The following is a 23,235-nucleotide window of genomic DNA, read 5'->3' on the forward strand; positions in this document are numbered from 1 at the left end:
CACTCCGCTTCCTGCTCTCAAAACTCTTGAGAGAGTTTCGGGCAGAATCTCCGGGCAGGCGATACAGTCATCAGCCAACCAATCGTCGGACGGATGGCGCACGGTGCGAAGAAATTTGGTGCAACAGCGGTAGCATTGATCGAGCTGCGGGCATTTTCTGCCACATTGATATCGCGTATCACCGATTGCGCCGGATTATTCGGGCGCTGAACGGTGAGTCGCCGGCCCTCAATATTTCCAGGAGCAGATTGTGCTTGAAGAAGACCAGAACCTCATCGGCCTGGTTGCCGATATCGTGTCGGCCTACGTCTCTAACAACAGCGTTCCGGCGGCTGACCTTCCCGGTCTGATCGCCACCACCCATGCGGCAATGACGCGCCTCGGTACTGCTCCCACGCCCGTCGCCGAAGAGAAGCCGGCACCGGCGGTATCTGTGAAGAAGTCGATCACGCCCGACTTCCTGATCTGCCTCGAGGACGGAAAGAAGTTCAAGTCGCTGAAACGCCATCTGCGCACGGCTTACGACATGACGCCGGAGGACTACCGCGCGCGCTGGAGTCTCCCGCCGGATTATCCGATGGTTGCTCCCGCTTACGCCGAGGCTCGTTCCAACCTTGCCAAGAAAATGGGACTGGGCCAGCAGCGCCGGAAGACGCCTGCGCGTGGGAAGGCTGCAAAAGCCAACTGAGCGCCAATTGAGTTCTCAATCAAACAGGAGCGAACGATGACCAAGAACGAGTTGATTGCGGCGATCGCGGAAGATGCAGCCAAGTCCAAAGCCGATGTGTCGGCTGTATTGACCGCGCTTGCCGGTGCGGTTTCGAAGACGCTGAAGACGGGTGGAGACGTAACCCTCGGAGGCGTCGGCAAGCTCTCCTCAGCAAAGCGCGAAGCACGTCAGGCCCGCAATCCCTCCACCGGCGCCATGATTGACGTTCCCGCGAAGACGGTCGTGAAGTTCAAGGTGGCGAAGGATCTCGCGGACGCGGTCGCCTGAAGTCGCGCGGGGCCGTTGGATTTGTTCGCGGCCCCCTAAGCCTTGCGAATTGCGCGCGCACTTCGCTCGGTGAGCTAGATCGGGTCACGCAGCACGGTGGATCTCAAAACTTCTCGTTGCTCTGGCGACCTCTATCGGAGGGCGGGCAGCCGCGGTCATGAATCCGACACCGCGTTCAAGCGCGGGTTCGGCAGCAGCCCGGGCTGCTAACGGCCACAAATGGCCCCGGCCGTATAACGGCCCGGGGCCTCATAGATCAGCCCATGATCGCCTTGGCCTCAAGATGGGCTTCGAGCCCGAACACGCCGTTCTCGCGGCCGATGCCGGAATGCTTGAAGCCACCGAACGGTGCCGACATCTCCATCGGGGCGGCGTTGATGATGATCCGGCCGGCGACGATCTGGTCGGCGACGGCACGGGCGCGGGTTTCGTCGCCGCCCGCGACATAGGCGTGGAGCCCGTAGTCGGTATCGTTGGCGATCGCGATCGCCTCCTCGTCCGAGCCGTACGGGATGATCGTCAGGACGGGGCCGAATATCTCGTCTCGCGCAATCGCCATGTCGTTGCGTGCGTTCGTGAAGATCGTCGGCTTCACGAACCAGCCATCGGCGGTGCCCTCGGGCAGACCTTCGCCGCCGGCGAGCAGCACTGCACCTTCCTCGGTGCCCTTGCGGATATAGGACTGGACCCGCTCCCACTGCCGCTGGCTGACCATCGGGCCGATGGCCGTATCAGGATCGCGCGGGTCGCCTGAGCGGATCGTGGCGACGGCCGCCTTGATACCGGCCTCGAACTCGGCAAGCCGGCTTGCGGGCACCAGGATGCGCGTGCCCGCGATACAGGCCTGGCCGCTGTTCATGTAGCCGGAGCCGAGCGCGAACGGGATCGCCTGCGCGAAATCGGCATCGTCGAGGATCACCATCGGCGATTTGCCGCCGAGCTCCAGCGTAACGCGCTTGAACGTCTCGGCACTCGCGCGGAGGATCGCGCGGCCGGTCGCGGTTGAGCCGGTGAAGGAGATCTTGGCGACATCGGGATGGCTGCTGAGCTCGGCGCCGACCACGTCGCCGCGACCATTGACGATGTTGAACACGCCCGCCGGCAGGCCGGCTTCGTGCAGAGCCTCCGTCACGATCTGTGTCTGCGTCGCGCTCATCTCGCTCGGCTTGATGACGCAGGTCGAGCCCGACGCGACCACCATCGCGAGCTTGCTGGCGATGAAGCCCGGATTGGCATTCCAGGGCGTGATCAGCCCGACGACGCCATGAGGCTCCATCGTCACGCGCGCCGTGCCGACCTGGCGCGTGAACTCGTAGTCGGCGAGGGTCTGGGCCGCGAGCCGGAAGGCGCCGACGGCATAATCCGCCATCCAGGACGAGCGCGACATGGGGGCGCCATATTCCGCGATCACCGCCTCGATCAGGTCGGCCGAACGCGCTTCGAGCGCGTCGGCAAGGCGGTTCAGCATGGCAATCCGCTCAGCCTTGGATGTCTGTGAAAATGCGGGGAAGGCGCGCTTGGCCACGGAGATGGCGGTGCGCGCGTCGATCGCATCGCCGAGCCGGACCTGCCCGATCACCCTGGCGACCGCGGGATTGTACAGGTCGAACAGCTCAGTGCCGTGGGGGGTCACGAACGCGCCGTCGATATAGATCTTGTCGATGGTTTTCATGGTCGGTCTCCTGATGGGATGACCGTAATCTAGGGCGGTGATATTATATCGATAAGTCGGATAGATTGTCATGAAGTGATGCAGAGATCGGGACAATTATGAAGTCCAGCCTTACCGAGTTCGACGCCGTCGTGGCGGTTGCACGGCTCGGCAGTTTCCGGGCCGCCGCGACCGAACTGGGCATGTCGACCTCGGCACTCAGCCATGCGGTCGCGGCACTAGAGGGGCGCCTCGGAGCCCGCCTGTTCAATCGCACGACGCGCAGCGTCTCGCCGACCGATGCCGGTGCGCAGTTCATCGCGCGCATCGCTCCGGCGCTCGCGGATATCGGCGGCGCGATCGAAGGGATCAACAGCCATCGCGACACGCCCGCAGGAACGCTCCGCATCAACACCTCGGCCGGGGCCGCGCGCATGATCCTGACGCCGATCATCCTGGAATATCTGCACCGTTACCCGGACATGAACGTCGTGCTGGTGACGGAGGGCCGGCTGATCGATGTCGTCGGGCAAGGCTTCGATGCCGGCATCCGCATCGCGGAAGCCGTTCCGCAGGACATGATCGCGGTGCCGATTGGCGGGGATATCCGCATGATGGTCGTCGGCGCTCCGGCTTATTTTGAAGGGCGCGAGCGCCCTCGCGCACCGGCAGACCTGCACCAGCACCGCTGCATTCGCGCCCGCATGGCGACCGGCGCGGTCTGGCGATGGGAGTTTGAGCAGCGCGGCGAGGTCGTCGAAATCGACGTGCCGGGCGCGCTGACGCTCGATGAGATGTCACTGATGCTGGAAGCGACACTGGCAGGCACGGGCCTTGCCTATCTGAGCGAATGGTCGGTGCGCGACCATGTTGCGGCCGGGCGGCTGATCGCGGTTCTGGAAGACTGGAGTCCCCCTTATCCGGGGCTATGCCTGTATTACCCCGGCCGTCGCCATGTTCCGGCGGGACTGCGGGCGCTCATTGACCTCATTCGGGAACAGAACAAGCGCCCAGATCAATGAGGGAAGTGGCAGTACACACCACGCCGCTGAACCGACCAACGATAGGGCAATGGCGGCCGCCCCTTGGCGATTTACGGGGGCTCGCCCCCTTGGTTTGAGGAAATGCCATGTCTCATTTGAACGGGGGGTAAGAGCAAATGAGGTGCTCCGCTTCGTCCCTGCCGGTCAAAACTCGACGAAGCGTGGGATCGGTCCGTTCTGCGGCGTTGTGCGATCGCCGAGATCGATGAATACCTCGTCGACATAGCACCATCCCCAGCCTTCCGGCGGGTCATAGCCCTCGATGATCGGATGGCCGGTCGCATGAAAATGCCTAGTGGCGTGGCGATTGGGTGAATCGTCGCAGCAGCCGACATGGCCGCAGGTCCGGCAAAGCCGAAGATGCACCCACGGCGATCCGGTCTTCAGGCAGTCCTCGCAGCCGAGCGCGCTCGGCGTGACGTCGCGGATGCCCCTGGTGTGCCGGCATTCGTCCATCACGGTCTCCTCGCCGATTCGGAGGTAACGGCGTGGTCGCTATTCTCAGCCAGGCAGGCATGCAGCGCCGCCACCACCTGAGCACCTTCGCCGACGGCGGCGGCGACGCGCTTGACCGAGCCGCAGCGAACATCGCCGATCGCAAAGACCCCGCTGTGGTTGGTTTCCAACAAGCCACGGTTCGGCGCGAGATCCGGCCCGGTGCGCACGAAGCCCTTGCCGTCGAGCGCGATGTCGCAATTCGCAAGCCAGTCCGTATTGGGGTCGGCACCGATGAACAGGAAGACGTGCCGGATGGGACGCCGGGTTTCGGCATCGGTCGAACGGTTACGCCAGCGGACCTGTTCGAGCTTGCCGTCTTTGCCTTCCAGCGCCGTGATCTCGGTTTCGGTCAGCACCTCGATGTTCGGTTGGGCCTTGATGCGCTCGACAAGATAACGCGACATCGTCGCATCGAGACTGTCGCGTCGCGCCAGCAGCGTGACCTTCTTCACCTGCGTGGCCAGGTAGACTGCCGCCTGGCCGGCCGAATTGCCGGCACCGACCAGCGCCACCTCCTGGTCCTCGCACAGCTGAGCTTCGATCGGGGAGGCCCAGTAATGCACCGATGTCCCTTCGAACTCCGCGAGGTTCGCGAGGTCGAGGCGGCGATAGCGTGCGCCGCTCGCGATCACGACCGTGCGCGTCTGCACGGTCTCGCCATCACCGACGGCAAGCGCGTAGCGGCCGCCGGATCGGTCCGCTGCGGCGCCAAGCAGCTTCACCTCGTCGGGGATCGCCATGTCGGCGCCGAATTTCTGTGCCTGATTATAGGCTCGCGCCATTAGCGCCATTCCCGAAATACCGGTCGGAAAGCCAAGATAGTTCTCGATGCGCGAGGAGGCCCCAGCCTGCCCGCCGAAGGCCCGGCAATCCAGCACGATCGTCGAAAGCCCTTCCGACGCTGCATAAACGGCCGCAGCCAGCCCCGCGGGCCCGGCGCCGACGATCGCCACGTCATAGACCTTGCCGGCATCAATGGGCCGCAGCAGGCCGACGCAGCGTGCGAGCTCGCTGTCGCCGGGATTGTGCAGGAGCTTGCCGCTCGGGCACAGGACGATCGGCAGATGGTGCCGATCGACTTGGAAACGCTCCACCAGAGTCATGCCGCAAGAGTCGGCATCGGAATCGAGGGCACGATGCGGGATGCCGTTGCGGGCGAGAAGGCCCTGCAGCCGCAGGACGTCGCCGTTACCGGAGGGGCCGATGATGATCGGCCCGCTGACGCCGCTCTCCAGCAGGCCGACCCGGCGCAGGATCAACGCGCGCATTACGCGCTCGCCGAGGTTCGCCTCCTGCACCATCAGGTCTCGGAGCCGCGGCGAGGCGATGATGATCGACCGCACCGGCGAGATGGCCTGCGCATTGACCAGGGAAGGCCTGCTCGACAACTGGGCCAATTCGCCGATGAAGTGGCCGGGGCCGTAGGTGGTGATCGTCTCGCTCTGGCCGAGGCCGCCGGACTGCGTGATGTCGACCTTGCCCGAGAGGATGACGACCAGGCCGGGCGAGATCTCGCCGGCCCTGACGATCAGGTCGCCGGCAGCATAGGCGCGCTCCTCGCCGAAGCGCCGCGCGCGCTCGATATCCGCCTCTGCGAGGATCGGAAACATCTGATCGCGGCGTGCGGTCAGGGTCGAGCTGATGATCGGAGCCATCGGCTGATCGTATTCCCGTTGGCCGAAGGTTTGAAGTGGTGCGTTGAACGTCGCGCCGCCATCGATCTGGCCCCATGCAAGCACAGGAGGCGAGCCAGCCGGATAAGTTATTGGGCGTGCCGAAAACCGTCGGCGCGCCGCTAACGGAGCAGCCCTTCCGCGGCGAATTCCTCCCAACCTTCAAGTTGGGCTTCGGATATCTCATCCCGGGCGGCAGGATCGGCTGTCGACTTTGCCTGCCGCTTTCCCGCACGCGTCAGGGCGGCTTTGCCTGCGGCGCGCCGGCGGTTCTCGGCTGAAGTGGCAATATCCTCCGCGCGCCAGATTTCGGGCAGATTGCTGTCGAGAAAATGCTCGATATGTCGTGGGTCGAATACATGGAAGGTCACCGGCTTGGAGCGCCCACGAAGTTTCACTGTTCTCATTCCGGCGCTTTGGAGTCGACCGTCGCCCATCCACTTGTGCCGCTCGCGGGATGAGATCGAGAGTATGTCCTCGGCTTCGCTTGGCAGCACGAGCAAGCTTGGAATGTCGAGGAGCGCTTGATCTATCATCGCGGCAGCGGCCTCAAAATCCTCGCTGGTCGCAGGCATGGCCAAGGCGACGTGCCCGCCCTCGACCGTTAGGGACTTCTTTTTCCCCCACGGCAGCTTTCGCCGGAGTTCGCGTTCGATCCCCGTTGCACGGACCGACGAGCCGAGCGTGACCGTTGAGGGGAGAAACCACTCAGCCGTCAATGTCGAAGTTAAATTCATGGGTCACGGGCCCAGGATGGCGAACATCGATTCAACGAGCCTCAAAGAGGTCCGTTTCGATTCCTCTAAATCTAGCCGCCCAACTTGATCCCGATAGAATATATCCAATGGGCCACGTTGCCGGCGCGGACACGGTCGAGCAGTGCTTCGAGGCGGCCCTCGCATATCAGTCGAAAACCACTCGCCCGCGCGGCGGCCAAAGCCATTTGGATGTCGTAAAGTCCAGCGTGAGGGTCATCGTAGCCCAACAGATCGAGAACGGCGGTACGTTCTATGACCTGGATTACGTGCCGGATCGGCAAACTCCGAAGAACCGGCGGGGTGGCGGGAACATTTTCCACGCCAAACTGCGCGAGGAGCCAGCGGTCGAGTTCGACAACTTCGCTGTCCGCTTCTTCAAAGGCTACCGCGGCGACATCCCCGTCATCGCATGCGAAGCACCGGGCGAGCAGACCGTCCTTCCAGCTTAGATGATGCCCGCAGCTGCAGTGCGAAACCAACCGGCGCTTGTGCCGCGGACAGGTGTCGATGAAAGCCAAGTCCCACCAGAAGCGATGATGATGAGATTCTTCGAGGCAGTCGGGACAGCACCGCCGCGACGATTTCAGCACGTTGTCTCTGGAATCCAATATGTGCTCACGCACACGGATTGCGCGACCCGATCCACCTCTGAAAGCGCTTTGTTCAAGATCGGCCACCGGGCATTTGGATATCTCGGCGAGCGCATGCAGATCATGGCTGTTCCAAGTCCTCTCGCACCGCACTCCGGTCAGGGTTCGCATCATGGCGCTCCTGGCGAGGCCGTTGATATTGCACAGGCGAAGGTACAAACCATGCGGCGGCTCTTCCGGGTGCAGCCGCGGCGCCGAGCGGGGTGGCATCCAAGTGGGGATGTTGGTGGCCCTCACCGGCCGCGAGCTCCGAAGGCGGTGCGGTCTCGCTTCCCCTGCGAGCGTCGCTTTTCGGCATCGACGATACGATTCTTGCGAGCTGCGGCCACCAGAGCTGGAAGCTTTTTCAACTCCTCGGAGGTCATCCGGAATGGATTTTCTTGATCGGCGACCTAGAGCTTATCGCGCAGGTAGTTTTCGAGGACCAAGCGGTTGAGGCATGGATGCTTGCGCTGGATCGCGTAGCGCGTCGCCAAGCGCACGATCGTGGCGATGCGGCCTTATTAGCCATCGCAGTACGTGCCGAGCGGCAGAAAAACGTCAGGTTTGCCGAGCGCGCTCGGTGTATCGAAAGGCAATTCCGCGTTCAGTGTAGCGCAATATTTTGCAAGCGGAGACTCAAGCTACGCCGTAATGTCGTACGGCCCGACGACGTGCACCTCGCCGCCAAGCCACTCGGCTTGAGGATTCCTCGCGCGCGAGGACATCGAGGTAAGCTCGCGCTAACAGGTCGCGGCGAGCGCTAGGCGCGGAAGTGGGTGAGGGGGGCTTGGACGTAGTTCGAGACATGACGACCTCTCCGGGTGCGTGGACCGGCGCTTGTTCGGTTCGGGACGAAGGGAAACAGCCTGTCGAGCGCGCGCGAAAAGCGAGCGCTGCTCAGGCGAAGCCGAGGAAACCAGCGATCAGAGCTGGTTTGTTAGCTGCAGCAGAACCTCTGGACTGCAATCTAGCTCGTCGAACTCATCATCGATCAGATCGGTAGGAGCGGCAGACAGTGCCGCGCATGATCGAGCTCATCTCTATGCTGAAGCCAGCGGCGTGCCCCACTGCTCAGTCATTGTCGTCGTAATCCATCTTGGGTTCGTCGAAGTGGACCTGGAGCCTGGCTGCGGGCCGACATTCTTCGTCGTAACTCGCCTCGAGGTCGTCGAGCGTGATGGCGTCTGGATCGCCGTCGTCGGGACTTAGCTGCGTGTGATACCATTCTTCGACCATTTTTAAGAGGAACGCCCTAGTCTCTCGATCAGCGTCCTCGACATGGCGGAGAATCGTGGCTCGATCCATCCTCACGTACTCGCTAGCGCCCTTTGGATAGCCGGTGCGATCTTCGCCGTAAGCGAGGGTGGATTTGAAATCCGGGAACGCCACCAGCCCGATATCGGCGAGGAAATCCAAAACCAGTTGCTCAAGGCGACCTTCGCTATAGGTGTCGCCGCCATCACCGCCACGTTTGGGATGCTCCGCGATCTCGTCTCCGCAGCAAAAGAAGATCGACATGTGGGGATCGCTTTGAAATCGCTTCGAGATGTCTTCGGTGCATCCAATCTTGATATATTCGGGGAAGTTTGCATCGATCGCGGCGTAGCAGAATCCATCTTTGAAGCTGGTCATGGGCGTATCACTTCACCGGCCTGGAGGCATTCCCTAAGACGATGTGACCCGACCTTACCTCAGGGCCGCACGATCGATCGGAAACCTCACATGAGCGGGCGATGTCACTTCGCTTTTTGCACACCTTCGATCTGGCGGCGTCCCAGCTACGCTTGAGGGGCGGCCAGATCAATGCTCCGCCTTAGCAGGACGGTGAGCCGCTAATACGAGTGCTCGCGTAGAGAGCTGTGGAGCGGCAGGATACCCGGCTGACGAACTAAGCGACATCTCGGCGAGACGTCCGATCATCGGGAGAGGCAATCTGCCCGCCTATCAGCACGGTGCTTGGCGTCGCCATCAGCACGTCCTGGACCGCGCGGCAAATCGTGCGACGTCCAATCGGGCTACACGACACACGGTGAGACATTCTAACTTTGCGCCTACACGATCTGGTTCGCATAAGCTATCTTATGGAACAGTCGTGCGGTTTTATGGCCGTTGCATTTCACCCCCGAGGTCATGACTATTTTGCTGTTCACGCGACGGACCGTCCGCGCCTATCTCCTCGCTGAGCGCGCCCCAGGTCCTGCGCCCTAACAGGCTCGGTGCAAGCGACTGCCAAGCGTCCCGAGGTTGTTTGTGACTATCTCGCAATCGCTTCGAGCGTCGACGCGGCGCGTATTTATGCCAGTCTCCGATTGGCTGACGCCGCGACAAGGCGCCAGACTGGAGCTGGCCCATTGCGGACGCCTAGAGCGTCCGCTTTCCGGCGGGCTGGCTGAGATACTCTTGAACCGCCAAAACTGGCCCATTAGCTCGCGCTCGGAATGTCGGTTTAGTGGCGCGCTATTGAGGTCGGTAGCTGCGGAGGCGGAACCAATGATAAGGCGTTCGCGCGCCAGCGGGGAATTGCTGCAAGCGCGGGCGCTCTGAGGCTAGGCAAAAGCCGACGAAGAAGAATCTGGCGGCAATTCGGGCTTCCGCTGGCCGAAAGCAGGGGACAGGCTTTTTGCCCAATCCGACCATCACCATGAAAACGCCGACCTCAACCTTTTCGGCTTCAGCCGCAGATTACCATGATAAGGACCCGCTCGCTTTTCCCGATAATCTTCAATTATCGGCACTTTATCGACCTGTCGTTGAAGTCCCAAGCGCGCACCGCCGAGCCGGACCTCGCCGCACCGCTGGGCAACGTCTCCTCGGGCTCACATGGGGAAGGCGGGCGCCTATAGGCATGGACCTTCCGCTCCTGGATCTAAGCCGAGCGCTTACGAACCGGAAAGGCTTCGAGGGTCCCACCGACGCCACAGGTCGTAGAACGGACCCCTGCGTAGATGACTGCTCGCGGCGCCCGGTCCGTAACTTCGCGCAGCGCATCGACGTCTCCGAGGCCATGATCCACGTCGCAATGGTCAGCCTCTTACGTGTCAGCGACAGAGCTCAATCTCAAGCGGAGTCTGAGGTGGCCGAAGCGCCTTGTCGTCAGGGCAAGGCGCCCGGCGGCAGCGGCGGCTCCGCATTGAGCAGCGTGATCGTCACCCGTCGGTTCGACGGGTTGTAGGGGTCATCGACGAAGAGCGGCTCGGTGTCGGCGTGTCCCACCACGGAAGCGAAGCGGTTGCTGGGGAGCCCGGCACCAGACAGGATCTCGCGCACGGCGAGCGCGCGCCCGGCGGTGAGGCTCCAGGAATCGGCGGCCTGCACCGAGCCCGGGCGCGCGGCGGCCGTGTGGCCGGCTACAGACAGTTGGTTGGGCAGCCGGCGCAGGGTGGGCGCGAGCGCTTCCAGCACGAGACGGGTGCGGTCGTAGGGCTGGACCGAGCCCTCGGGGAACATGGAGCGGCCGTACTCGTCCACGAGGGAAACGTTCAACCCCTCCTTGGTCGGCTCAATCACGATGTTGCGCGACAGCTCGGAAATTTCGGGCATTTTCTGGAGCGCCTGCCGGAGGCTGGCTATGGCGCTGTAGCTGGCCTCAACGCCGGCGGCCGGGCGGCTGACCTCGCGGTCGCTGCGGCCCGAGCTGGGTGGGCGCGCCTTGTCCTCCTGCCCGTTAGTGCCCCTCGCCGCGTCGCGGGGCGCCGACGGCCTGCTGCCTGACTTGTCCAGGGCGGTGCCCATCATGACACCGCCAGCGCCACTGGTTGTAAGACTTGGAGCCGCCGGCGCGAAGTATTCCGCCAAGCCGATCTTCTGCTCCTGCGTCGTCATGCTGATCAGCCACATCAGCAGAAAGAACGCCATCATGGCGGTCACGAAGTCCGCATAGGCGATCTTCCAGGCCCCGCCGTGGTGCGCATGAGCGGCCTTCTTGACCTTCTTGACGATAATCGGCTGGGTGGGCTTGGTCATCGAGGGCCTGCTGGAGATTGGGTCAGATCTAGGCGGGCAGACCGGCGGTTGCCGCTTCCACTTCGCTGAAGGTCGGGCGGACGTCGCTCATCAGAGCCTTGCGGGCAAATTCTACCGCCATCACCGGCGGCTGGCCGCTGATATGGGCGAGGAGACCCGCCTTGAGTGAAAGGTAGTATTTGGATTCCGCTTCATAGATGCCCTTGAGCGACTGCGCCATGGGCCCGAAGAAGCCGTAGGCGACGAAGACGCCGAAGAAGGTGCCTACGAGCGCGCCGCCGATCAGATGTCCCAGCACCTCCGGCGGCTCGGTGATCGCCCCCATCGTCTTGATCACGCCGAGCACGGCGGCGACGATGCCGAGCGCCGGTGTTCCGTCGGCGAGCGACTGCATGGCCGCAACGACACGCTCCTGCTCCTGGTGGTGCGTTTCCAGTTCCTCGTCCATGAGAGCGTCCATCTCGTGGACGTTGTTGGCGCCCATCGTCAACATGCGCATGTAGTCGCAGACGAACTCGACCGCATGATGGTTCGCTGCAAAAGTCGGGAAGGCGTTGAACAGCGTCGACTCGCTCGGATTTTCAATGTGCTGCTCGACCGCGAGCATGCCCTTCTGCTTCACAAGCTTATACAATGAATACTGCATCCCCAGGAGTTCGACATAGCATTCCTGCTTGTACTTGGGGCCCTTCATGAGCGTGCCGAGCATGGCGGGCACCGCCTTGAGCACCGGCGCGGGGTTGCCGATGACGAAGGCACCGATCGCTGCGCCGAGGATGATAACAAACTCGAACGGCTGCCAAAGCACCTCGAGGTGGCCGCCCATCGCCGCGTAGCTGCCGAAGACGCAGACGAAGACGATGATTGTGCCGACGATCAGCCGCATGGTTTGCCACCCTCGCGCCGCAGCAGGTACAGCCCGCGCGAAGCCACTAACTAGTCCGACGAAATGACCGATCGAGGTTAAGGGCGAGTTTATGGCCGCTGGCCCGCAGGTTTGTAAGCGTCGTCCTCCGGCCGCGGCTTTGAGGCTTGGGGCGGCAGGGTAGGCCAGAGAAGAAATCGGGGTGCGATGAGTCTCCGCCAATTCCGGTGATCGGCGTCCAATAGGGAACCGTTTCCCGGGATCATCTGCGCTGCGCCGCTTTGCTGTGGCGCGGCTGAGGATGACGCGGGTGAGAACCAGGAGGGCAACGTGTGCGAGCGCTGCTTCGCGCCGACGCCGCGCTTCGCAAGCTACAGGGAGCTGAACGCCCGGCTTGTGGACCGCTGCGTCAAGCACTCTAAGGCGATGGCTCCCCCTCGGTTCCGTGGACCATCTGGCATGCCTCTGACTGCGTTCTCTCGCCGGCGCCAATCCAACCTCCGGACAACGCTATCGAGTCGCAGGAAAGCTGACCAAGAAGGTTGACCGAATATCGGACTTTTAGCCGATGCTTGCTGAGTGCGCAGAACCGGACTGTCACGTCCGCTTGGGGCGCCAGCTGGCACTGGCGCAACGAGGAGTGTCCGGATTTGAGCGAGCTCCCAATGTCTGGTTGTGGCGCGAAGCCAGCAGAGGGATGCCACCTGCAGAGGCCTTTCAACAGAGATTMAGAATGTCAATTCGTTCAACGGAAGGTCCTTCTGATCAACACTTGCATGACGAAATAGGGAGCATGCCCGGAAGCCCATAGCCCCGCGCGAAAATTCGTCCAAGGCTCACCGGGCGCCTTTGCAAGCCACGAGGCAAAGGAGTTGGAAGAGCATCTGCGCCGCCACTTGCGCCGTATTCGTGGTCGGGTCGTATTGCGGTGCGACCTCGACGACGTCACCACCGATGATATCGACTCCCGCGACGCCACGCAGGATTTCCAGCACTTCGCGTGGCAAGAGCCCTCCGACTTCGGGCGTTCCGGTGCCGGGGGCAAAGCCCGGGTCGAGGCTGTCGACGTCGAAGGAAACATAGACCGGTTCGGAGCCGACGACGGTCTTCGCCTTCTCGATCACTGCCGGCAGCCCCATGGCGCCGACCTCCTCGGCATGGATCACGGTCATTCCGGACTCGAAGGAGAACTCCCAGAGATATTCGCCGCCGCCGCGGATACCAATCTGGATCGTCCGGGTCGGATCGAGCACGCCGGCCAGGACGGCTTCCCGGAAGGGGCCGCCATGGTGGAACTTCGAGCCCTCATAGGGGCCGGCCGTGTCGCAATGCGCGTCGATATGGATCATGCCGACCGGGCGGCTGGCTCCCAGCCCCTTGAGGATCGAGCCGGTGATCGAATGATCGCCGCCGACCGAAAGCGGGATCGTCGTGGTTTCGCTGATCATGCGGTAGCGGGCCTCGATATCCGCGTGGCAATCGGCCAGGCTGTAGCGGCTGCTCAGCGCGACATCGCCGACGTCGGCGACACGCAACGTCCCGAGCGGGGCGATGCCCAGGACATGCTCGTAGGGCCCGATCCGCTCGACGGCCCGTACGGCGCGGGGCCCGAGCCGCGCGCCGGCGCGATTGGTGACGCCCAGGTCCATCGGCACGCCGATCAGGGCGACATCGAGCCCGGCAAGCCCGTTGACCGAGAGCCCATCAGGTCGAAACGGAGCGTCGAGGAAAGTAGCAGGATCGGCAAACGGCCATTTGCGCCGGTCCGAACCCTGGAAGATGGTGTCTGCGACGGCCTTGAAATGCGGATCGTGCATCTCGCCGCCGCCGGCCGAGGCGTAGCGTTGGCGCAAACGGTCGAGAGCAACGGCGTCAAAGGGCATGGCAACCTGCGGGGAATGGTGTGGAGCCCGCAGGCTGGCATCGACCCTGGATCGCCGGAACGACGAAAATTCACGCGGCCCTATAAACGAAACTGAACGGTGCCCCAACGAAAGGCAGGTCGGAGAAGCGGCAGCAAACTTGCCGGCATGGCTGTCCAGGACGGCCACCAATGCTATGGTGCGGGCCGGATGCTGGAGCTCGATCCCTATCTGCTGCGTGCGTTCCTGACCGTTGCCGAAGTCGGAACGGTGAATGGTGCCGCCTTGTCGCTGAACCGCACGCAAGCGGCCGTCAGCATGCAGATCCGCAAGCTGGAGGAATTGCTCGGCGGCAACCTGTTCGAGCGCTCGTCGAAGGGGCTCGATCTGACCAATGACGGCGTCCTGCTCGTTCCCTACGCCCGCGAGATCCTCAGGCTCAACAGCGAGATCGAAAAGCGCCTCAACGGAAAGATGATCGAAGGGCGGGTTCGCCTCGGCGTCGTCGAGGACTTCGCCGCGACGCGCCTGATCGAGATCCTGAAAGCCTTTCGCGACCAGAACCCCAAGGTCGACATCGACATCATCGTCGAACCGAACAAGCGGCTTGCCGCGATGTTCGAGAACGACAAGCTCGACATAGCGGTCTGCGACACCACCCGGCTCAATCGCAAGCCGACGCTCGTCTGGTGCGACAGGCTTCTCTGGGTCGTGCGCTCGGACATCGTGATCTCGGCGAGCGCGCCACTGCCGATCATCATGTTCGAGGAATCCTGCCCCTGGCGGACGCCGGCGCTGACCGCGCTGTCGGGGCATGACCTGCAATGGAAGATCGTCTGCGAAGCTTCGACGCTGGTCGCGATGGCGACCGCCGTGCGTGTCGGCATCGGCATCGGCCCGATGATCGCGGCGACCATCCCCGAGGACTGCCGGGTGCTCGACCATGCCGCCGGCCTGCCCGAACCGGTGGAGGTCAGCATCGGCCTCTATTCCCGGACGGGCGCGCCGAGCGAGGCGCGCTACCTGGCGGATTTCATCGCGCAGCAAAGCGACCTGCGGCGCCTCTGAGCCGTCGCGGCGTTCACGTCCGCTTATAGCCGGACAAGGATTTTCCCCCTACCTCAGCGCCCCCCTTCTGAGTGCAATCGTGCCCGTGAACGGCTCGGGAGCCTGATCGCCTCATGCGATCGGCACAGCCCGCGGCCCCTCGACCCTTTGGCGCGAAGGACCTGATGCCATGACGATGACACGCCGGAACGTTCTATCCCTGATCGGCGCGAGCGGCGCGGTCGGGTTGGCTGGCCCTCTTCTGGGCAGAGCCCAGGCGGCCACGGGCCTCACCGCTGCCGAATGGGGCGGCGACGTCGTCGAGGCAATGAAGCAGATCGCGGCCAAGCAGAATGGGGCGCAGTTCAACTGGGTGCTGCACCAGGGCGGCGCCGGCGCCATTCTGCCGAAGATCAAGGCGGCCTGGCCCAAGGTCGATTACGACTACATCGCCGGCTGGGAAGGCTCCTTCAACAGCATGATCGCCGAGGATTGGGTCGAGACCATCACGGCTGCCGACGTCCCCAATCTCGCGGACATCCCCGAGAAGATCATGATGCGGGACGCCAAGGGCAATGTGAAAGCGGTGCCCCGCGCTGTCGGCGGCATGTATTTCGGCTACCGCACCGACACCGCCCCCTTCGCCATCAGCAAGATCGACGATCTCTTCGACAAGCGTCTCAAGGGCGCGATCTGCTGGCCCGGGCCGACCCAGAGCATGATGCTCCAGATCGTCGCGCTCGCTCTGCAGGGCGGGGGCAATGAATCCAACATGGAGCCCGGCTGGAAGCTTATGAAGGATCTGGCGAAATCCGGCAATATCGGCCGCATCGCCGTGACCGACGTCGATTTCACTAATTCCTTCACCTCCGGCGAGACCTCCGCCGGCTTCTTTGCCGAGCCGAGCTGGGCCGCCGTCGCGAAGAACTTCAAGATCACCCGCCTGACCAAGCAGGCCGGCATGGCGACCTTCCTCTACCAGAGCGGCTTCGCCGTGATGAAGAACCGGCCGAATCGCAAGGCGACCTGCGATTTCATCAATTTCGCCATCAGCCCGGAAATGAGCGCTCTCTACGCGAAGATCGCCGGCGAAGCGCCGCTGAACGGCAAGGCCGCGATACCGCCGGAGCTGGCCCATCTCGCCTTCACGCCGAAGGAATTCGAGAGCTTCGTCCATGTGCCCGACTACAAGGTCGTGCTCAGCCAGCAGGACGCCTGGGCCAAGCGCTGGGAATCCGACATCGCGCCGCTGCTATGAGCGCGGTGACCGCCGTCCGAACGCAGGAGCCGGCAATCCCGGCCCCGACCCCGGCGCGCATGTCGCTCGTGCTGCTTGCGCCCGGCCTGCTCATCCTGCTCGGTATCTTCGCCTTGCCCTTGCTCGGGCTCGTGCTGGAAAGCCTCAAGCAATATGTGCCGGGCCGGATCGGCTCGGCCGTCGACGCGCCGCTGACGCTGGAGAATTATAGCGAGCTCGCGACGCCTTCCTTCGCCGGCGTGCTGTACGAGACCTTCAAGCTCAGCGCGGCGGCTTCGCTGGCCGGGCTGCTGGCAGCCTTTCCGCTGGCCTATTGCATCGTGCGGCGCTTCTCGCCGCGTCAGCGTGCCGCCTGCATCGGCCTTCTGGTGATGCTCGTGCTCCTCAGCATGCTGGTGCGCACCTATGCGCTGGAGCTCGCCTTCGGTTCGGTGGGGATCGCGCGGCCGCTGTTGCTGGCGCTGGGGATTTCGCCGACGAGCCGCGGCTATATCGAGGTTCTGGTCGGCGCCGGCCTGCTGCATGCCGTGATGCCGATCTGCACGCTGACCCTGCTGGGCACGATCCAGAACATCGATCCGCGGCTCTGCGACGCCGCGCAATCGCTCGGCGCCCCGGCCTGGAAGGCGCATCTCGGCATCACTGTGCCGCTCGCCCTGCCGGGGCTGGTCTCGGCCTTCCTGATCGCCATGACCTTCGCGATCAGCGCCTTTGTCATTCCGATGGTGCTGGGCAAGGGCCGGGTGCTGTTCCTGTCGAACACGATCTACACGCGCTTCAGCGACGTCGCGAACTACCCCAGCGGCGCTGCCGTCTCGATCGCGATGCTCGTCATCTCGCTCTTGGTCCTGTCGTTGGCTTCGCTGGCGCAGCGGCGCAAGGGAGCCCGCTCATGAACGGCACGATGAAACGGCTGAGCGACCGCATCCTCGGCGGCGCGATGGTTGCGACGCTCACGCTGATGCTCGCCTTCCTGGTGACGCCGCTGCTGGTCACCTGCCTGCTCGCCTTCGATTCACGCAGCTTTCTCGGACCGCTGCCGCCGCCGGCCCTGTCCCTGCGCTGGTTCGAGAAGCTGGCCTCGCTGGACTATGTCGCCACCGGCCTGGCAACGAGCCTGAAGATCGCCGTGCTGGCGACGACGATCGACGTGCTGGTCGGGACCGCCGCCGCGGTCGCGCTCGACCGAGGCGACTTCCGCGGGCGCGGTCTTCTGATGGCGGCCTTTCTCTCGCCGCTCGTCGTGCCGGCGGTGGTGATCGGCCTCGGATTGCTGCTGTTCCTGTCGCGGATCGGCATCGTCGACGGCTTCACCCGCCTGCTCTGCGGGCATGTCGTGATCACCTTGCCCTATGTCGTGCGCACCGTGCTCGCCAGCCTTGCCGGCCGCGACAGGCGCTTGACCGAGGCCGCCCTGGTGCTGGGTGCGACCGAGCGCCAGGCCTTCTGGACCGTCACCTTGCCCTTGATCCGCAGCGGCATGGTCACCGGTGCCGTCTTCGCCTTCGCCGTCTCCCTGGACGATGTCGCGGTCAGCATGTTCCTGACCGACCCGTCGACCTACACGCTCCCCGTCGCGCTCGTCAGCAGCATGCGCGCCTCCTTCGATCTTTCGATCGCCGCGGCGGCTGTCCTGCTGATGGCTGTCACCGCCATTCTCATCATCGTCCTGGAGCGCTTCGTCGGTTTCGACCGGCTGCTGGGCCAGGGCCTGTTTTGTTCATAGGGGGGAGCCGTGAGCAACGCCGTCGAGTTTCACGGAATACGCCGACGCTTCGGCACTGTTACGGCCGTCGATGACGTCTCCTTCTCGATCGCCGCCGGGGAAACCGTCGCCCTGCTGGGGCCGAGCGGCTGCGGCAAGACCACCATCCTGCGGATCATCGCCGGCTTCGAACGCCCCGACCACGGCACGGTCAGCATCGGCGGGCGGGACGTCACCGCGCTCAAGCCCTATGAGCGCAATGTCGGGCTGCTGTTCCAGCACTATGCCCTGTTCCCGCACATGACCGTGGCGGAGAACATTGCTTACGGGCTGCGCCATCGCGGCACCGACAAGCGCGAGATCCCCGACCGTGTCGAGGAGATGCTGGCGCTGGTCAGGCTGCAAGGCTTCGGCGCGCGCCGGCCGCAGCAGCTCAGCGGCGGCCAGCAGCAGCGCGTCGCCCTGGCCCGCGCCCTGGCGACGCGGCCGGGCCTGGTCCTGCTCGACGAGCCGCTCTCGGCGCTCGACGCCAAGCTGCGGCAGGATCTGCGTGCCGAGCTCAAGCAGGTTCTGGCGGCGGTCAATTCGACGGCGATGGTCGTCACCCATGACCAGGAGGAGGCGATGAGCCTCGGCGAGCGCGTCTTCCTGATGCAGTCCGGCCGCATCGTCCAGGTCGGCACCCCGTCGGACGTCTATGGCCGCCCGGGCTCGCGCTTCGCCGCCGATTTCATGGGGCGCGCCAACTGGATCGAGGCCCGGGTCACGCGGTGCGAGACCGGCCTCGCCCAGGCCGTCAGCCGTTCGGGCCTGTCGCTCACCGTGCCCCATTGCGATGCGGAGGCGATCGATATCTGCGTCCGGCCGGAGAACATCGTCCTCAGCGCGGCCGATAACTCTGGCCCGGACGGCATGGTCAACAGCGCGAAGGGGCGGATTCTCAACGTCGCCCTGCTCGGCGCGACCCGCCAGATCCTCGTCGAGACCAGTGGCGGCGACCAGCTCCTCGTCATGCAGGCCAATCGCGTCGGGGACGGTCTCGATCCGGGCAAGGCTGTGACGATCGGCTTTCCGGTCGACGCCTGCATCACGCTGCCGGCCGGCAACCGGGCCGCATCTCAGGCTTCACTCTAGCGTTCTCAGGAAAGGATGAACGACATGACCACGACCGCCTCGCTCAAGACATCGCTGCTGGCATTCGGCCTGCTGGCCGGGATCGGCCTTGCCACCGCATCGGCGCGTGCCGACGCCCTCGACGACATCACCAAGGCCGGCACGCTCAAGGTCGGCGTCTTCGCCGATTTCCCGCCCTTCTCGTCGGCCACTCCGGACATGAGCCTCAAGGGCTACGATATCGACGTCGCCGAGATCATCGCCAGCGCCCTGAAGGTGAAGCTGAGCCTGGTCAGCGTGACCGGTCAGAACCGCATCCCCTTCCTGACCGAGCGTCGCGTCGATATCCTGCTCAGCGTCGGCCACAGTGCCGAGCGTGAGAAGGTGATCGATTTCACGGCCGCCTACGCTCCCTACTACATCGCGGTCATCGGCCCGCAGGCCGTGAAGGTCGAGGGCAAGGCCGATCTCGCCGGCAAGTCGATCGCGGTGAGCCGCGGCACGCTGGAGGACACCTCGCTGACCGAGGCCGCTCCGCCCTCGGCCGACATCAAGCGCTTCGACAGCTACAATTCCGTCATCCAGGCCTTCATCTCCGGTCAGGCGCAATTGATGGCCGTCGGCAACGATGTCGGCTCCCAGGTGCTGTCGCGCCAGACGACACTGAAACCCGAGCAGAAGTTCCAGCTCATGACCTCGCCGGACCATATCGCGCTCAACAAGAACGAGCCGCGCCTCAAGCAGGCGCTCAACGAGATCGTCGCCAAGCTGCTCGCCGACGGCACGCTCAACAAGGCTTCGATCAAATGGCTCGGCAAGCCGCTCGATCCCAAGGATCTGTAAGACTTGGCCTATAACCTCAACTTCGACTGGCTGAGCCAGGCCGCCGAACCCATCGCGCGCGGCGCGGTGGCGACGGTGGGGTTGATCGCCGTCACGGCGGTGCTCGGAACCGTCTGTAGCGTATTGGGGGCGGCGGCAATACGCAGCCGCTCCCCCCGGCTGCGCCGCGCAGTTGGCAGCTATGTCGAGTTGATCCGGAATACGCCGTTCCTGGCCCAGCTGTTCTTCATCTTCTTCGGTCTGCCCAGCCTGGGCCTGCGGCTCGACCCCGCCGTCGCCGCAATCCTGGCGATGACGATCAACCTGTCAGCCTATGGGACGGAGATCGTTGCGGCGGGACTCGATGCCGTCCCCAAGGGGCAGAGGGAGGCCGGGCATGCGCTCGGCCTGCGGCCCATGCTAGTCTTCGTCAAGATCGTCCTACCGCAGGCGCTGAAGGTGATCTTCCCTGCCTTGCAAGGCCAGATCATCATCATGATGCTGGAATCGGCCGCCGTATCGCAGATCTCGGTGCGCGAGCTGACCTATGAGGCGGACATGCTGCAGGCCCGCAGCTTCCGTGCCTTCGAGACCTATTTCATCGTCACCATGGTCTATCTGGCGCTGAGCATCGCGCTGCGCCGGATCCTGCATCTCTCCGGGCGGAAATACCTGATCGGAGGAGCGCCGTGATGGATTTCACCTTTTGGGATATTCTGCGCAACCTGCTGCTGGCGACGCGCTGGACGATCCTGCTCTCGGCCGTCGCCTTCGTCGGCGGTGCCGTCCTCGGCATGGCGGTGCTGCTGGCACGGGTCTCGGGGCGTGACTGGCTGCGTCGCTTCGCGGAATCCTATATCGGGCTGTTCCAGGGCACGCCGCTGCTGATGCAGCTATTCCTGGTTTTCTTCGGCTTGCCCTTACTCGGCTTGCGCATCGAGCCTTGGCTCGCCGCCGTCGTCGCCCTGTCGCTCAGCGCCAGCGCCTATCTTGCGGATATTTGGCGCGGTGGGGTCGAGGCCCTGCCGAAAGGTCAGTGGGATGCCGCCAGGAGCCTCGGCCTGCATTATCCCTACCAGATGCGGCTCGTGATCCTGCCGCAAGCCTTCGCGATCACCAGGGCGCCGATCGTCGGTTACCTCGTGCAGCTCGTCAAAAGCACGGCGCTGACCTCGATCATCGGCTTCGACGAATTGATGCGAACCTCGAACGCCATCTCGAACGCGACCTTCGAGCCGCTGACGGTCTATGGCCTGGTCGCCCTGATCTACTTCGTCATCTGCCTGCCGCTGACCCGCTACGCCCGTCATCTGCAGGCACTCAAGCCGGCCTGAGGAGCAAATCCCGGCTGGCCACTCTGGCTGAAAGATCCGCTGGGTTGCGCTCTGTTCAGATGAATCTGTCCCTATGCTCAGCGTCTCCGGAACCCTTGTGGTTCGAAGGGGCTGTCGGCCACCTCCTCGGCGTTCCTCTCGACCAGGCGAACAATCAACTCCGCCGCATGTCGAGGCATATCTTCAGCGACGCTGGGGTCACCCTTTCGGAGCGAGCGTGTGCACCCGGCATGGTGGCGCAAAATGTCCGCTTCCTGGCGACAGCCCAATGTCCGGAAATGGCGCAAACAACGGGTTGCGTGGCGCGAATGTTTGACCAAGCTCTGCCCACTTCTGCTACGAGTGCGGAATGCCGCCGATGTCTCGTCAAAATAGGAGCATATCGTGACCGAGCGTTTCGAACGGCACCGCCAACCCTGGACATCAGAGGAGCTCCAGAAGCTCAAGCTACTTGCTGGGAAGGGCATGGCGCTCGAAGCCGCCCCAAGTCCGAAACATCTGAAACAATCTGGCCGCAATCCAACAGCAAGTGGGCCCTCATCCTTCTCCGCTTGCAGATCCGCGCGATTGGCCTGCTGCCGGTTTCGCGGACACCGAACATTTCGGATGAACTCTTCGAAGAGCCTAACGCCGAGCTAGCCCAGTACGAACGCGAGGGCGATAGTTCGTGACTTCACGTCGATATACGGGCTCCGTTGGCCGAAATGTGTGAGTAAGCACCGAAGTCTGACCCCTCAGAAACCTCCCTTAACTCACTGACTTAAATGACATATCTTCGTTCGGCGAGGGGTCACGATCGGCGCCGATCGTGACCCCTCGCGAAATGAAGATAATTGTTCATATTCAATATTTACTCACAATTTATGGCGGGGTCACGCTTGGGAGCTGAGTCACACTGAAGGCGCCACATCTGGGCGATCAGGACACGGCTGCAGCACAAACATTGCGTGCGAGACTTGGCGATGTTCAATCTCGCAATCGACAACAAGCTACGTGGCTGCGATCTCGTCCGGCTTCGTGTGGCCGACGTCGTGCTCGCCGGAACCATTAGGCTGAGCACCTGCTCGGCGTCGCCGGTCGTATCGACAGCGCCGCGAAACTGATCCTCGAAGTCAACTCGCGGCATGCGGGGGGCATGGCTCTGGCCGGAGTGGTAGATAGGACATTGCGTGGTGAGGTCGCCCATCTTCTCCTCGAGGCTTCCGGCGTCCTGGACGGCGAGCACCTTTACCGACGGGCTGAGCCGCCTCGTGACAAGAAGCCTGGGTAAAGGCTGATCGGCCTGGGCGAGCGGAATAATTTCCCGCGGAGCCATCAGAGCAGAGTGATTTTCCCGTTCGCCAATTCGTAATGGGCGCCGACCACCTTGACCTTCCCGCTCCTCACGAAATCCGCGAGGATCGGCTTGGCCGTTTCGAGGCGCCGCACGCCCCGGCGGACATTCTCTGCAATCGCCGCAGCGAGAACATCGTCCGGCTTGTCGGCTTTGGCAGCTTTGACGGCGGGCCTGATTTCGCGGACCATTTCCTGGAGATGGCCCGGCAGGGCCGCCCCGTCCCGCACGACCTTGATCGCGGCATCGATGGCGCCGCAGCGCGAATGGCCAAGGACCATAACGAGCGGCGTGTTGAGGAACTTCACTGCATATTCGAGGCTCGCCAGCCCGTCATCGTTGACGAAATTGCCAGCGAGGCGAACCACGAACAGGTCGCCGGGTCCCTGATCGAAGGCGAGCTCCGGTGCAACGCGTGAATCCGCGCAACTCAGGATCGCAGCGATCGGGTGCTGGACCGTGACCCGCGCGGCCCGGCCGGCCGAATAATCCAGATTGGCCGAGGTATTGGCCGCATAGCGCGCATTGCCATCCATCAACCGCTTCAGCGCCTCGTCTGGCGTGATCGCATTCTGTGGTGCAGTCTGGGCAAAGACCTGGGGTGAAAGCGTTGCGGCGGCGGTTAAGGCTGCCATGCCAGAAAAAAGGCCGCGGCGGGACAATCCGAATGCGGGCCGGGCA

21 protein-coding genes and 2 pseudogenes are annotated in these 23,235 nt (G+C 63.6%); 13 read left to right on the forward strand and 10 right to left on the reverse strand.

The window, feature by feature from the left end:
- The first annotated feature begins 250 nt into the window (after window positions 1-250).
- Both AC1DIN_RS26110 and AC1DIN_RS26115 read left to right on the forward strand, forming a co-directional pair.
- Window positions 251-688: a Ros/MucR family transcriptional regulator gene (locus tag AC1DIN_RS26110; RefSeq protein WP_476811850.1), complete on the forward strand. Its 438-nt coding sequence runs from the start codon at window positions 251-253 to the stop codon at window positions 686-688.
- An 18-nt stretch (window positions 689-706) separates the two neighbouring features.
- Window positions 707-997: an HU family DNA-binding protein gene (locus tag AC1DIN_RS26115; RefSeq protein WP_476811870.1), complete on the forward strand. Its 291-nt coding sequence runs from the start codon at window positions 707-709 to the stop codon at window positions 995-997.
- Between the two features lie 256 nt (window positions 998-1,253).
- Here the strand turns inward: AC1DIN_RS26115 and AC1DIN_RS26120 are convergent, their stop codons facing one another.
- The gene (locus AC1DIN_RS26120; RefSeq protein WP_476811851.1) at window positions 1,254-2,669 is read right to left on the reverse strand and encodes an aldehyde dehydrogenase family protein; all 1,416 of its coding nucleotides are present in this window, start codon (window positions 2,667-2,669) and stop codon (window positions 1,254-1,256) included.
- Window positions 2,670-2,767: 98 nt separating this feature from the next.
- On the opposite strand from AC1DIN_RS26120, the gene AC1DIN_RS26125 reads away from it, so the two are divergent.
- On the forward strand, window positions 2,768-3,670 hold the full coding sequence (locus AC1DIN_RS26125) for a LysR family transcriptional regulator (protein ID WP_476811852.1): 903 nt from the start codon (window positions 2,768-2,770) through the stop codon (window positions 3,668-3,670).
- Window positions 3,671-3,835: 165 nt separating this feature from the next.
- Here the strand turns inward: AC1DIN_RS26125 and AC1DIN_RS26130 are convergent, their stop codons facing one another.
- The 3 genes from AC1DIN_RS26130 to AC1DIN_RS26140 all read right to left on the reverse strand — a co-directional run bounded on the left by AC1DIN_RS26130 (window position 3,836) and on the right by AC1DIN_RS26140 (window position 6,599).
- Complete coding sequence (locus tag AC1DIN_RS26130; RefSeq protein WP_476811853.1) at window positions 3,836-4,147, reverse strand: UBP-type zinc finger domain-containing protein; 312 nt, start codon at window positions 4,145-4,147, stop codon at window positions 3,836-3,838.
- On the reverse strand, window positions 4,147-5,844 hold the full coding sequence (locus tag AC1DIN_RS26135) for an FAD-dependent oxidoreductase (RefSeq protein ID WP_476811854.1): 1,698 nt from the start codon (window positions 5,842-5,844) through the stop codon (window positions 4,147-4,149). Before AC1DIN_RS26135 ends, AC1DIN_RS26130 begins: the two co-directional genes overlap by 1 nt.
- A 140-nt stretch (window positions 5,845-5,984) precedes the next feature.
- Window positions 5,985-6,599 (reverse strand): hypothetical protein, encoded by a 615-nt coding sequence (locus AC1DIN_RS26140; protein WP_476811855.1) that lies wholly within the window; start codon window positions 6,597-6,599, stop codon window positions 5,985-5,987.
- Window positions 6,600-6,706: 107 nt separating this feature from the next.
- Between AC1DIN_RS26140 and AC1DIN_RS26145 the strand changes: the two genes are divergently transcribed.
- Complete coding sequence (locus AC1DIN_RS26145) at window positions 6,707-7,069, forward strand: hypothetical protein (protein ID WP_476811873.1); 363 nt, start codon at window positions 6,707-6,709, stop codon at window positions 7,067-7,069.
- Window positions 7,070-7,108: 39 nt separating this feature from the next.
- Here AC1DIN_RS26145 and AC1DIN_RS26150 read toward each other — a convergent pair.
- From AC1DIN_RS26150 to speB, 5 genes and pseudogenes are all read right to left on the reverse strand, one after another.
- Window positions 7,109-7,480 (reverse strand): annotated as a pseudogene (locus AC1DIN_RS26150) (TniQ family protein); the annotation flags it as partial.
- A gap of 843 nt (window positions 7,481-8,323) precedes the next feature.
- Entirely contained in the window at window positions 8,324-8,884 is a 561-nt protein-coding gene (locus AC1DIN_RS26155) for a hypothetical protein (protein WP_476811856.1), read from the reverse strand.
- 1,461 nt (window positions 8,885-10,345) lie between these two features.
- Entirely contained in the window at window positions 10,346-11,215 is an 870-nt protein-coding gene (locus tag AC1DIN_RS26160) for a flagellar motor protein MotB (RefSeq protein ID WP_476811857.1), read from the reverse strand.
- A gap of 28 nt (window positions 11,216-11,243) precedes the next feature.
- Window positions 11,244-12,302 (reverse strand): flagellar motor stator protein MotA, encoded by a 1,059-nt coding sequence (motA, locus tag AC1DIN_RS26165; protein WP_476811858.1) that lies wholly within the window; start codon window positions 12,300-12,302, stop codon window positions 11,244-11,246.
- 614 nt (window positions 12,303-12,916) lie between these two features.
- Window positions 12,917-13,963 (reverse strand): agmatinase, encoded by a 1,047-nt coding sequence (gene speB / locus AC1DIN_RS26170; protein ID WP_476811859.1) that lies wholly within the window; start codon window positions 13,961-13,963, stop codon window positions 12,917-12,919.
- Window positions 13,964-14,152: 189 nt separating this feature from the next.
- Here speB and AC1DIN_RS26175 point away from each other — a divergent pair, with 189 nt between their 5' ends.
- The 9 genes and pseudogenes from AC1DIN_RS26175 to AC1DIN_RS26215 form a co-directional block, all read left to right on the forward strand.
- On the forward strand, window positions 14,153-15,010 hold the full coding sequence (locus AC1DIN_RS26175; protein ID WP_476811871.1) for a LysR substrate-binding domain-containing protein: 858 nt from the start codon (window positions 14,153-14,155) through the stop codon (window positions 15,008-15,010).
- Window positions 15,011-15,179: 169 nt separating this feature from the next.
- Window positions 15,180-16,247 (forward strand): ABC transporter substrate-binding protein, encoded by a 1,068-nt coding sequence (locus AC1DIN_RS26180; RefSeq protein ID WP_476811860.1) that lies wholly within the window; start codon window positions 15,180-15,182, stop codon window positions 16,245-16,247.
- A gap of 5 nt (window positions 16,248-16,252) precedes the next feature.
- Entirely contained in the window at window positions 16,253-17,143 is an 891-nt protein-coding gene (locus AC1DIN_RS26185) for an ABC transporter permease (RefSeq protein ID WP_476811861.1), read from the forward strand.
- The gene (locus AC1DIN_RS26190; RefSeq protein ID WP_476811862.1) at window positions 17,140-17,973 is read left to right on the forward strand and encodes an ABC transporter permease; all 834 of its coding nucleotides are present in this window, start codon (window positions 17,140-17,142) and stop codon (window positions 17,971-17,973) included. Before AC1DIN_RS26185 ends, AC1DIN_RS26190 begins: the two co-directional genes overlap by 4 nt.
- 9 nt (window positions 17,974-17,982) lie before the next feature.
- Window positions 17,983-19,086, forward strand: coding sequence for an ABC transporter ATP-binding protein (locus tag AC1DIN_RS26195; protein ID WP_476811863.1), 1,104 nt, complete (start codon window positions 17,983-17,985; stop codon window positions 19,084-19,086).
- A gap of 24 nt (window positions 19,087-19,110) precedes the next feature.
- Window positions 19,111-19,908: a transporter substrate-binding domain-containing protein gene (locus tag AC1DIN_RS26200; protein WP_476811864.1), complete on the forward strand. Its 798-nt coding sequence runs from the start codon at window positions 19,111-19,113 to the stop codon at window positions 19,906-19,908.
- Between the two features lie 3 nt (window positions 19,909-19,911).
- Complete coding sequence (locus tag AC1DIN_RS26205) at window positions 19,912-20,580, forward strand: amino acid ABC transporter permease (protein ID WP_476811865.1); 669 nt, start codon at window positions 19,912-19,914, stop codon at window positions 20,578-20,580.
- A complete protein-coding gene (locus AC1DIN_RS26210; RefSeq protein ID WP_476811866.1) occupies window positions 20,577-21,221 on the forward strand; it encodes an amino acid ABC transporter permease in 645 nt (214 codons plus the stop codon). The genes AC1DIN_RS26205 and AC1DIN_RS26210 overlap by 4 nt, the downstream gene beginning before the upstream one ends.
- A 908-nt stretch (window positions 21,222-22,129) precedes the next feature.
- A pseudogene (locus AC1DIN_RS26215) lies at window positions 22,130-22,276 on the forward strand (integrase); the annotation flags it as partial.
- 259 nt (window positions 22,277-22,535) lie between these two features.
- Here AC1DIN_RS26215 and AC1DIN_RS26220 read toward each other — a convergent pair.
- Entirely contained in the window at window positions 22,536-23,216 is a 681-nt protein-coding gene (locus tag AC1DIN_RS26220; RefSeq protein ID WP_476811872.1) for a carbonic anhydrase, read from the reverse strand.
- Window positions 23,217-23,235 lie beyond the last annotated feature (19 nt).

The sequence above is a fragment of the Allobosea sp. 05T438 genome, from assembly GCF_056396025.1.